This is a genomic window from Cytobacillus sp. SAFR-174 (genome assembly GCF_051964675.1).
GTDB lineage: Bacteria > Bacillota > Bacilli > Bacillales > Cytobacillaceae > Cytobacillus.
The window spans coordinates 19,235-31,325 of the sequence record NZ_JBQCMZ010000026.1; the positions used below are offsets into that span (position 1 = coordinate 19,235).

The window sequence follows — 12,091 nt, forward strand, 5'->3', positions numbered from 1 at the left end:
ATATTATCGTTAAAATATTCGGATTTAAATGGGGGTTCCACAATGAAATTTCGCAGAAGCGAACGGTTGATAGATATGACCAATTATTTATTGAACCATCCGCGTCAGCTGGTATCCTTAACTTTCTTTTCAGAAAGGTATGGTTCTGCCAAGTCTTCGATCAGTGAAGATCTCGCCATCATCAAAGAAACATTCGAGCAAAGAGGAATAGGCACGCTGCAGACTGTTTCCGGAGCAGCAGGCGGCGTCAAGTTCCATGTTAAAGTAACCGATGATGAAGCCCGGCCATTTATGGACGAGCTTTGCAGCTTAATTGCAAGCCCCGAAAGGCTTCTTCCCGGGGGCTACCTTTATATGACTGACATTCTCGGAGATCCTTTAATTGTTCAGCGTGCAGGCAGGCTTTTTGCCTCAGCCTTTGCGGATAAGCCCGTTGATGTGGTTATGACAGTAGCTACAAAGGGGATTCCGCTTGCTTATGCTGCCGCAAATTATCTCAATGTGCCCGTTGTCATCGTAAGACGTGACAGCAAGGTGACAGAAGGATCTACGGTAAGCATTAACTATGTGTCAGGCTCGGCTAAAAGGATTCAAACCATGGTTCTTTCGAAAAGAAGCCTGGCAGAGGGATCCAATGTCTTGATCATTGACGATTTTATGAAAGCCGGCGGAACGGTTAATGGCATGGTCAGTATGCTGGAAGAATTCAAAGCAAATCTGGCGGGCATTGCTGTCCTGGTCGAGGCGGAAAAAGCAGAAGAACGGCTGGTTGATGAGTACCTTTCTCTTGTGCGTCTATCTGATGTTGATGTGAGGGAAAAGAAAATCAATGTAAGTGAAGGCAACTATTTTAAAAAATAATCATATTTTTTAGGGGGAGAATTCATGAAAGTCATTCAAACGAATCAGGCACCGGCAGCAATTGGACCCTATTCTCAGGGGATCACCGTAAATAACCTATTCTACAGCTCAGGCCAAATTCCGCTTACAGCAGAAGGCGTTATGGTGGATGGGGATGTAAAAGAACAGACGCATCAGGTATTTAAAAACCTCCAGGCTGTGCTTGAAGAAGCTGGCGCGTCATTAAATACCGTGGTAAAAGCAACAGTATTTATCAAGGACATGAACGAATTTTCAGCCATCAATGAAGTGTATGGAGAATACTTCAGCACCCATAAGCCTGCACGCTCCTGTGTGGAAGTGGCACGCCTGCCGAAGGATGCCCTGGTGGAAATTGAAGTAGTAGCCCTTGTAAAATAAATAATAACCGCAGCTCACTCGCTCGTTCATGTAACGGGCGTTTTTTATTTGGAAAAATCTTTGAACAAAATATTCAAAAAATATTTTTAATTAAAGAAGGAGATTCAGGAAATATGTTGAATTTATACAATTAGGATTATATCTTCTCGAAAAGGTGGTGAACAGAATGGAAGTGACAGACGTAAGATTACGCCGCGTTAATACGGATGGACGTATGAGGGCAATTGCATCTATTACGCTGGATCATGAATTTGTTGTTCATGATATTCGTGTGATTGATGGAAATAATGGCTTATTTGTAGCCATGCCCAGCAAACGTACTCCGGATGGGGAGTTCAGAGATATCGCGCACCCAATCAATTCAGGAACGCGAGGTAAAATCCAGGAGGCTGTATTAGCCGAGTACCACCGTTTAGGTGAATTAGAAGTGGAATTTGAAGAAGCCGGTGCTTCCTAAGAAAATAAATCAACAAGGGCCTACTTCATAAGTAAGGCTCTTTTTTATTTCAGCTGTGGGAAAATCAAGCTCTAAGACCCCTAGTTAATGGCGGTGCTTAGGGCTTTTTTCTTTCTGTCCATTACCCTTTCTATAATAAAAATAAACCATTTCTTCAAAAAATACCGTTTATGGTAATGACAATTATTTGTACTTTGTCATCAATTCTTGAAATAAGAGCCCATTTAAGATATATTCGTTATGGATAAAAAGGTTAAAATGGAGGCCTGTAAATGTCTAATCGATACGCGGTTATTTTAGCCGCAGGCCAGGGAACAAGAATGAAGTCAAAGCTTTACAAAGTACTTCACCCTGTATGCGGCAAACCGATGGTTCAACATGTCGTTGATCAAGTTACAAAGCTTAACATAAAAGAAATTGTCACGATTACTGGGCACGGAGCAGAAATGGTGGAGCAGCAGCTTGGCTCAAGCAGCAAATATGCTCTTCAGGAGGAGCAGCTGGGCACCGCACATGCGGTTATGCAGGCCCGCGAAATGCTTGAAGGCAAAGAGGGTGTGACCATCGTAGTCTGCGGAGATACACCGCTCATCAGGCATGAAACGATGGAAGCACTTTTTAAGCATCATGAAGAGCTTTCTGCCAAAGCGACTATTTTAACAGCTCATGCGGAAAACCCATTCGGATATGGACGCGTGATCCGCAATGACATGGGGATGGTTGAAAAAATCGTTGAACAGAAAGATGCTTCTGACGATGAACGCAAGATAAAAGAAATCAATACTGGGACTTATTGCTTTGATAATAAGGCTTTGTTTGAAGCCTTGAACAAAGTAACAAATGATAATGTGCAGGGTGAATATTACCTTCCGGATGTAATTGAGATTCTGAAAAATGAAGGGGAGGTCGTTACGGCCTACCAGACAGCTGATTTTGGCGAGACTCTGGGTGTCAATGACCGGGTAGCCTTATCCCAGGCAGAATCATTCATGAAACAGCGGATTAATGAAGAACATATGCGTAACGGCGTGACCATTATCGATCCGTCAAACACATATATTGGTGCGGATGTGAAAATTGGCTCTGATACAGTTCTTTACCCTGGAACCATCATTTCCGGTAATACCATCATTGGTTCTGAGTGTGTGATCGGACCAAATACGGAGATTTCTGATTGCCATATTGGAGAAGGCACAGTGATCCGCCAGTCTGCAGCACATGACAGCCATATCGGTTCACAAGTGAATATTGGGCCGTTTGCTCACATTCGTCCGCAATCAGATATTCATGATGAAGTGAAAATCGGCAACTTTGTTGAAGTGAAGAAGTCTGTTTTCGGAAAAGGAAGCAAAGCCTCTCACCTGAGCTATATTGGCGATGCAGAAGTAGGCAAGGATGTTAACCTGGGCTGCGGCTCAATCACTGTTAACTATGACGGCAAAAATAAGTACCTGACCAAAATCGAAGATGGTGTATTCATTGGATGCAACTCCAATCTCGTGGCACCGGTAACGATTGGGGAAGGTGCATATGTAGCAGCAGGCTCGACGATTACTGAAGATGTGCCGGGAGAAGCCCTATCAATTGCCCGCGCACGCCAGGTGAACAAGGAAAACTACACGCAAAACTTAAACATTAAGAAATAAACCGAACTTTCTATTTGTTAGAAATAAATCGATGGAGGCCCAAAATGTCAAACCAGTATTTAGATCCAAATTTAAAGGTGTTCAGTTTAAATTCAAACCGCAAGCTGGCTGCAGAAATCGCCAATGTGATTGGTGTGGAGCTTGGTAAATGTTCCGTAACGCGCTTCAGCGACGGCGAAATCCAAATTAACATTGAAGAAAGCATCCGTGGATGCGATGTGTATGTGATCCAGTCTACGAGCTCTCCTGTCAATGAGCATTTAATGGAGCTTTTGATCATGATTGATGCTCTTAAGCGTGCATCTGCCAAGACCATCAACATCGTAATGCCTTACTATGGCTATGCCCGCCAGGACCGTAAAGCAAGAGCGCGTGAGCCGATTACAGCTAAGCTTGCAGCAAACCTTTTGGAAACTGCTGGTGCAACCCGTGTGATTACACTTGACCTGCATGCGCCGCAAATTCAAGGATTCTTCGATATTCCTATCGACCATTTAATGGGTGTACCAATCCTTTCTGATTACTTTAAGAACAAAATGATGGATGGCGACATCGTAATCGTGTCACCTGACCACGGCGGTGTAACACGTGCGCGTAAAATGGCTGATCGCTTAAAAGCGCCGATTGCCATCATTGACAAGCGCCGTCCAAGACCAAATGTGGCTGAAGTCATGAACATTGTAGGGAACATCGATGGAAAAACGGCCATCTTAATCGACGATATCATTGATACTGCCGGAACGATTACATTAGCAGCAAATGCCCTGATCGAAAACGGTGCATCAGAAGTGTATGCATGCTGTACACACCCGGTTCTATCCGGACCTGCCATCGAAAGAATTGAAAACTCAACCATCAAAGAATTGGTTGTGACAAACTCAATCACTCTTCCAGAAGAGAAGAAAACAGACAAGATTGTCGAACTTTCCGTAGCACCGCTAATCGGTGAAGCGATCATCCGCGTTCATGAAGAGCAATCTGTCAGCACTCTGTTTGATTGATTATAAAATAACTGCCCAGGCTTGCTGCAAAGCAAGCCTGATTTACGTTCTTTCTGAAAATAATAAATCTGTAAAAAACAAAAACGTTTAGACTTCCTCGTTTTAGGGCATTTTTTTATATAGACAAGACTATTTTTAAAATGAGGAAGGGGACGTTTTTATGACAGCTGTATTGCAGGCAAAAGAAAGAAAAGGTTCACGCAACTCTAACTTAACTTCACTGCGCAAGGAAGGGAATATTCCGGCCGTTGTGTATGGTTCAAAGCTGCAAAGCAAATCAATCTACTTAAGCGAAGCCGATTTTCTGAAGACGATAAAGGAAGTAGGCAGAAATGGCGTATTTTCATTGGATGTGGATGGAAGCAAGCATGAAGTGGTGCTTAGTGACTACCAATCTAATCCGATTAGAAATGCAATTGTCCATGCCGACTTTCTTGCGGTAGACATGAACAAGGAAATGACGGCAGATGTACGCGTCGTCTTAACTGGAGATGCAGCAGGTGTGAAAGATGGAGGCGTGATGCAGCAATCTATGCATGAAGTCTCAGTCACAGCGACACCAAATAATATTCCATCCTCTGTTGAAGTGGATGTAACGAACCTCCAGGTAAATGAGACCCTGACAGTCGCCGATATCAAAGCAAATCGCGGCTATGAAATAAACAATGAAGAAGACACGGTTATTGCTTCCATCCTTCCTCCAAGACAGGAAGAAGAAATCAACAGCGGTGAAGAACAGGAAGCGGGAACACCTGAAAATGAAGAAGGCAGAGAAACAACAGCAGATGAAGATAAATCAGGCGAAGAATAAGCTCGGGAGACGCTATTCTTACAGGGGCTTTGCATTATGGCAAGCCCCTGTTTGCTTGGGTTTGAAATGAGCTTGCATTTGCACGGCTTTTCACAGCCTGGGGCAGCTTTGGACAGAGGAAGCGGGAAACGAGTGGTTAGAGTCGGAACCTGGCTCAACTTCGGACACAAAAAGCGGGAAAAGTGTGGTTAGAGTCGGAACCTGGTTCAACTTCTGACACAAAAAGCAGGAAACGAGTGGTTAGAGTCGGAACCTGGTCCAACTTCTGACACAAAAAGCGGGAAACGGGTTGTTAGAGTCAGAACCTGGTTCAACTTCAGACACAAAAAGCGGGAAAAGTGTGGTTAGAGTCAGAACCTGGCCCAACTTCAGACACAAAAAGCGGGAAACGGGTTGTTAGAGTCGGAACCTGGCCCAACTTCAGACACAAAAAGCGGGAAAAGTGTGGTTAGAGTCAGAACCTGGTCCAACTTCGAACACAAAAAGCAGGAAACGCGCCCGCAGAGTCCGAACCTGACCCAACTTCGGACAGAGAGACCGAAAAAAAGAACCCGCAGAGTCAGAACAGGCAACCTCCAACCAGAATCTTCTTACCGAACCACACACTTTCTACTATAATAAAAAAGAGAATAGATTATGTCAGCGCACACGCCCGATAATTCGCGGGCTCACCTGCGCTTTTCTAATATGGGGTGAGAAAATGAAATTAATTGTAGGGCTGGGGAATCCCGGCAAGCAGTATGATAAAACGAGGCACAATATTGGCTTTGATGTGATTGATGTTTTGTCGGACCGGCTGAATATTCCTCTGAATCAGGCCAAGCTGAAAGGCGTATTTGGCACAGGGTATGTGAACGGGGAAAAAGTCTTTTTGCTTAAGCCTCTTACATATATGAATTTATCCGGAGAGTCCATCCGGGCTGTTATGGATTATTTCGAGATTAATGATGATGAACTTGTAGTCATCTATGATGATCTGGATCTTCCAGTGGGCAAGATTCGGCTCCGCCAAAAAGGGAGCGCCGGCGGCCACAATGGAATCAAATCGACCATCGCACATATGGGAACACAGGAGTTTAACAGAATCCGAGTGGGGATCGACCGTCCGCCAAGCGGCATGAAGGTGCCGGACTATGTGCTCGGCCGCTTCACGAAAGAAGAACAGGCCATCATGGACGAAACGGCTAAAAAGTGTGCAGATGCCTGTGAGGAATGGTTCAGAAAACCATTTTTACAGGTTATGAACGATTTTAACCAATAATCTTCATATTTTATTAATCTTTTCATAGAATAATGTATCTCACCTTTGGCGGCAGCGCCGGATGCGTGAATAAGTTCCCTGCCCGGAGTCCATACTAGGATATATGGACAGTTTAACGGGAGGGACAGGCATGGCTATTCATTATCATTGCCGTCATTGCGGAACAAAGATTGGTTCAATAGAGAACAGCTCTGTTTACTCAGAGCAGCTTGGCTTCCATAAGCTAAACGATCAGGAACGCCAGGAGATGATCTCGTATGATCAATCAGGAGATATGCATGTAAGAGCGATCTGTGAGGATTGCCAGGAATCACTTGAACGCAATCCGGATTATCATCAGCAGGACTTTATTATTCATTAACAAGCTTTGGAGGCAATCCAAAGCGTTTTTCTATTTCTGTTTTGAGGCATCATCAAATTTAATAGAAACCGTTCTATAGTTTCTTGTTGGATCCTTATTTTATTTAGTAAGATTAATGATAGGAAAATGGATTTTGCAGACTGTCAGTTCTCTGGCTCAATGGGGCCTGGAATGACATCTGCCTTTTGGCGGTTAAACTGCCGGAGCGCTTTTTAAAAATAAATGAATTTTTGAATATCGAGAACTGTCTGGCTCCAGCGCCTGCCCCCCTCGAGGAGTCGGGGGTGATCAAGGAGCTTGCGCTTTTCTAAAAAGATAAGAAAATATAACTTTTAACTTCGAGAACTGTCTAGCTCCAGCGCCTACCCCCTCGAGGAGTCGGGGGTGGGCAAGGCGCTTACGCTTTTCTTATAGGAGGGGCTTTCATGTTTGGTCTTAAAGAGATTATTAGCCGGCAGGATGATGTAAGTTCCATCTTGTCTGGCATTGAGGAAGGACTGAGGGAGCAGATGCTTGCCGGTTTATCAGGATCGGCACGCACCTTGTTTTTGTCTTCCATATATGAGCAATCGGGAAGGCCGATGCTTGTTGTAACGCACAACCTTCTGCAGGCACAGAAGCTATATGATGATATCGTCAATCTGGCAGGAGAATCAGAAGTGTTTTTGTATCCTGCCAATGAATTGATCGCAGCTGAAATGGGGATTGCAAGCCCCGAGTTAAAGGCCCAGCGGATTGAGGCTTTAAATTATTGGAGTACACATAAGACAGGTATCATGATCGTCCCGATGGCCGGGCTAAGAAAAATTCTTCCGCCTCCAAACCACTGGACACAATACCAGCTGTCTTTAAAAATAGGCGATGATTTGACTGATGATCAATTAAAAAGATTTGTTCAGATGGGCTATGTCCGTTCTGAGATGGTTTCTTCGCCAGGAGAATTCAGTGTCAGGGGCGGAATCATTGATATCTATCCACTGACTGAAGCAGACCCGGTAAGGATTGAGCTGTTTGATACGGAAGTGGATTCGATCCGGACCTTTTCTTTGGAGGATCAGAGATCAAAAGAAAAACTAACCGAGATTTCAATTGGCCCGGCAACTGAAATCCCTCTTGATTCAAAGCACTTCGAGACCATAATTGAAAAACTGGAAAAAGGCCTGGGATCAAGCCTGAAAAAATTGAAAGACGATAAAGCGAAAACGCAGCTTGCCCAGAATGTTGGCTATGAATTAGAACAGCTGCGAATGGGGAACAAGCCTGAACAGCTTTTTAAATACCTTTCGTTTGCCTTTGAGGAAGGAAGTAGTTTAGTAGACTATCTCCCTGCCAATGGCTTAATTTTCATTGATGAAATCAGCCGTGTTCAGGAAATGAACGACTCCCTTGATAAGGAGGAGGCTGAGTGGTATACAAGTCTCTTAGGCGAGGGCCAGATCATTCATGATGTGAAGGTATCCCACACCTTAAAAGAGTTTCTGCACCGCTCCAGGCATCCGATCACGTATATGTCTCTGTTCCTGAGACATGTACCGAATACCAACCCGCAAAACATCATTAATGTCACCTGTAAACAGATGCAGAATTTCCATGGACAGATGCATGTGCTGAAAAGCGAGCTGGACAGATGGAAAAAAGGCAGATATTCGGTCGTATTCCTGGGCCCTGATGAAGAGCGGATCAAAAAGCTGCAGAGAGTGCTTGAAGACTACGAGATTGAAGCGGCGTTTGTGAGTGAGAAGGACCCGGTTTTAACAGGGAAAATCCAAATTACAGAGGGCAGTCTGCAGACCGGCTTTGAGCTTCCAGGGCAAAAGCTGGCCGTTATTACGGAAGAAGAGCTTTTTAACAAACGGACGAAAAAGAAGGCCCGCAGGCAAAAGCTTTCAAATGCGGAAAGAATCAAAAGCTATTCCGAACTGAAGGTTGGGGACTATGTCGTTCACGTCAATCACGGGATCGGAAAATACCTGGGGATTGAAACCCTTGAGATTAATGGAGTCCATAAAGATTATCTCCATATCCGCTACCAGGGCAGCGACAAGCTGTATGTGCCGGTGGAGCAGATTGATCTTGTCCAGAAATATGTCGGCTCCGAAGCAAAAGAGCCTAAAATTTATAAGCTGGGCGGAAACGACTGGAAGAGGGTTAAGAAGAAGGTTCAATCATCTGTTCAGGATATTGCAGATGATCTGATCAAGCTTTATGCAGAGCGCGAGGCATCAAAAGGATTTGCCTTCAATCCGGATGGGGATATGCAAAGAGAGTTTGAAGCGGCCTTCCCTTACCAGGAAACAGAGGACCAGATCCGCTCCATCCATGAAATTAAGAAGGATATGGAGAGGGAGCGCCCGATGGACCGCTTATTATGCGGAGATGTGGGCTACGGGAAAACAGAAGTGGCCATTCGTGCAGCGTTTAAGGCGATTGCAGATGGAAAACAGGTTGCCATCCTCGTTCCGACGACGATCCTGGCTCAGCAGCATTATGAAACGATGAGAGAACGATTCCAGGATTATCCGATTGAAATTGGGCTATTAAGCCGATTCAGAACAAAAAAGCAGCAGACTGAAACGCTTAAGGGCTTAAAGGCAGGGACTATTGACGTAGTTGTCGGCACACACCGGATTTTATCGAAGGATATCCAGTATAGAGATTTAGGCCTGCTCATTATTGATGAAGAGCAGCGCTTTGGCGTGACACATAAAGAAAAGATCAAGCAGCTTAAGACCAATGTGGATGTCCTTACTCTGACAGCCACGCCAATCCCGAGAACCCTTCATATGTCAATGCTTGGCGTTCGGGACCTTTCAGTTATTGAAACACCGCCTGAAAACCGATTCCCGGTTCAGACCTATGTGATGGAATACAACGGTGCACTGGTTCGTGAAGCCATTGAAAGAGAACTGGCGAGGGATGGACAGGTCTATTTTCTATATAACCGGGTGGAGGATATAGAACGAAAAGCCGAGGAAATATCCATGCTGGTTCCAGATGCAAGGGTAACATATGCCCATGGGAAAATGACGGAAAATGAGTTAGAATCTGTTATGTTAAGCTTCCTTGAAGGCGAGGCCGATGTACTCGTCAGCACAACGATTATTGAAACAGGCGTAGATATTCCAAATGTCAACACGCTGATTGTCCATGATGCAGACAAAATGGGTCTGTCCCAGCTTTATCAGCTCAGGGGCCGGGTTGGCCGTTCCAACAGGGTTGCCTACGCGTATTTTACGTATCGAAAAGATAAAGTATTAACAGAAGTAGCTGAAAAGCGGCTTCAGGCCATAAAGGAATTTACGGAGCTCGGTTCAGGGTTCAAGATTGCCATGCGGGATTTATCCATCAGGGGTGCCGGCAATCTGCTTGGAGCCGAACAGCATGGATTTATCGACTCCGTCGGTTTTGATCTGTATTCGCAAATGCTGAAAGAAGCGATTGAAGAACGGAAAGATAAGCTGGATGGCATCGAGGAAAAGCCGGCTAAAATTGAAATCGATCTGGATGTTGATGCCTATATTCCTGATTTCTACTTGTCTGATGGCCATCAGAAAATTGAAATGTATAAGCGATTCCGCGGCATTTCCTCTCTTGAAGATGTAGAAGAGCTTCAGGATGAAATGATCGACCGTTTTGGCGAATATCCGGATGAGGTAGGCTACTTATTCCAGATTGCCGAAATGAAGGCTTATGGTGAACTGGCAGGAGTCGAGACAGTGAAGCAATCCAAACAGGAAGTGCTGATTCTTTTATCCGAAAAGGCCAGCGAACATATAGACGGCCAGAAAATTTTCCAGATCACCAGCAAATACGGCCGGATGATCGGCCTGGGCATGGATGGGAAGAAGCTGAAAGCAGTCCTCCATATTAAAGGCGTCAAAACAAATGAATGGCTCAACATTGCGTACGAAGTGATTAAAGGAATGCAGGAAGCGAAAAAGGAACAAGAACATCCAACTGCGTAATTCGTGGACACAGCCCTGTCAATAAAATGAAACATTAGTAATGTTTAACTCATTCTGATGAGGGTATTTTTAAGTGAAGGACCATTTGGAATGTTTATCCGGAAATGGAATGAATAACATCTACGAGAAAAAGTTTTTGTGCACGTATATAACTTTCCATATGAAAGATACTAAGTTCAAACATGGCGATGCATTCATTTTCTCCCAATTATGGATCATAGCCAGAAGAGGAAAGAGTAAGTGCGACAAGGCGCTTCCTCTTTTCTAAAAATCATCAGATGAAAGTGAGGCAACGTTGGATGAAAGCAACAGGTATAGTTCGTCGTATCGATGATTTGGGTCGTGTAGTCATTCCTAAAGAAATCCGCAGAACATTGCGTATTCGTGAGGGGGACCCGCTGGAGATTTTCGTAGATCGTGATGGAGAAGTCATCTTAAAGAAATATTCACCAATCAGTGAACTGAGCGATTTTGCAAAAGAATATGCAGAAGCATTATATGACAGCCTGGGAAATCCAGTGTTAATCTGTGACAGAGATACTTACATTGCTGTTGCAGGCGGTTCAAAAAAGGACTATTTAAACAAGAATATAAGCGATCTTGTTGAAAAAACAATGGAAGAACGCAGTTCAGTTCTGGTAAACCAGTCAGGCGATATTTCGCTGGTGGACGGGAATACTGAATCTTCCTCTGCTTATACAATTGGCCCTATCATTGCAAACGGCGACCCAATTGGTGCAGTTATCATTTTTGCAAAAGAGGATTCACTTGGCGACGTGGAACAAAAAGCAGTTGAAACAGCAGCCGGCTTCCTGGCCAGACAAATGGAATCATAAAAATGAATACTTAATGAAAGGGGTAGCGGAATGCTGCCTTTTTTCTTTGTTTAGGAAGCTATAAAATCGCCGCATGTTTATAACTTTGTGCATAAGTTTATCTACGTCTAGCTCCAGCGCCTACCCCCTCGAGGTCACAAGCTTGTCTTGTTTCGGCTCCTAGGGACTCGGGATCATAAGCCGTTTCCTTCCAGAAGGGAATACACCTTCTTACAGGAACCGTCTTATGCCTGTCGTCCCTAAGCAGTCGCCTCCACATTTCGGGCAATCTGCCCAGAAAGGTAAAGGACACCTTTCCGTGCAGCTCGTCTTGTGCTTGAGTCCCCCAGGATGGGGGTCATGCAGACGTTGCCACAGGACGTGGCGTTCTTAGTCTGCGTTCATTCGTGAGCAAGGCGCTTGTGCTTTTGTTCTTGGCGTGTAAACTCAGTGTCACAGTGCACAAAGAAGCATCCGCGCACAACCGAAAAATCCCGCACAAAGCCCCAATATG

General features: G+C 44.6%; 10 protein-coding genes. All 10 read left to right on the forward strand.

What is annotated here, in order from left to right:
• Positions 1 to 42: 42 nt before the first annotated feature.
• The 10 genes from purR (at position 43) to spoVT (ending at position 11,598) form a co-directional block, all read left to right on the forward strand.
• The gene (gene purR / locus ACTHRG_RS20580) at positions 43 to 861 is read left to right on the forward strand and encodes a pur operon repressor (protein ID WP_076262377.1); all 819 of its coding nucleotides are present in this window, start codon (positions 43 to 45) and stop codon (positions 859 to 861) included.
• A 24-nt stretch (positions 862 to 885) separates the two neighbouring features.
• Positions 886 to 1,260, forward strand: a complete 375-nt coding sequence (locus tag ACTHRG_RS20585; RefSeq protein WP_440231879.1) for a RidA family protein — start codon at positions 886 to 888, stop codon at positions 1,258 to 1,260.
• Positions 1,261 to 1,426: 166 nt separating this feature from the next.
• Complete coding sequence (gene spoVG, locus ACTHRG_RS20590) at positions 1,427 to 1,717, forward strand: septation regulator SpoVG (protein WP_009336662.1); 291 nt, start codon at positions 1,427 to 1,429, stop codon at positions 1,715 to 1,717.
• A 272-nt stretch (positions 1,718 to 1,989) separates the two neighbouring features.
• Positions 1,990 to 3,363, forward strand: a complete 1,374-nt coding sequence (gene glmU, locus ACTHRG_RS20595) for a bifunctional UDP-N-acetylglucosamine diphosphorylase/glucosamine-1-phosphate N-acetyltransferase GlmU (RefSeq protein ID WP_440231880.1) — start codon at positions 1,990 to 1,992, stop codon at positions 3,361 to 3,363.
• 44 nt (positions 3,364 to 3,407) lie between these two features.
• Entirely contained in the window at positions 3,408 to 4,364 is a 957-nt protein-coding gene (locus tag ACTHRG_RS20600; RefSeq protein WP_035332965.1) for a ribose-phosphate diphosphokinase, read from the forward strand.
• A gap of 160 nt (positions 4,365 to 4,524) precedes the next feature.
• Positions 4,525 to 5,175: a 50S ribosomal protein L25/general stress protein Ctc gene (locus ACTHRG_RS20605; protein WP_076262383.1), complete on the forward strand. Its 651-nt coding sequence runs from the start codon at positions 4,525 to 4,527 to the stop codon at positions 5,173 to 5,175.
• A gap of 700 nt (positions 5,176 to 5,875) precedes the next feature.
• Positions 5,876 to 6,436, forward strand: a complete 561-nt coding sequence (gene pth / locus ACTHRG_RS20610; RefSeq protein WP_076262385.1) for an aminoacyl-tRNA hydrolase — start codon at positions 5,876 to 5,878, stop codon at positions 6,434 to 6,436.
• Between the two features lie 130 nt (positions 6,437 to 6,566).
• A complete protein-coding gene (locus ACTHRG_RS20615) occupies positions 6,567 to 6,797 on the forward strand; it encodes an anti-sigma-F factor Fin family protein (protein ID WP_048009787.1) in 231 nt (76 codons plus the stop codon).
• Positions 6,798 to 7,222: 425 nt separating this feature from the next.
• On the forward strand, positions 7,223 to 10,762 hold the full coding sequence (gene mfd, locus ACTHRG_RS20620) for a transcription-repair coupling factor (protein ID WP_440231881.1): 3,540 nt from the start codon (positions 7,223 to 7,225) through the stop codon (positions 10,760 to 10,762).
• A gap of 299 nt (positions 10,763 to 11,061) precedes the next feature.
• On the forward strand, positions 11,062 to 11,598 hold the full coding sequence (gene spoVT, locus ACTHRG_RS20625; protein ID WP_009336655.1) for a stage V sporulation protein T: 537 nt from the start codon (positions 11,062 to 11,064) through the stop codon (positions 11,596 to 11,598).
• Positions 11,599 to 12,091: the final 493 nt, after the last annotated feature.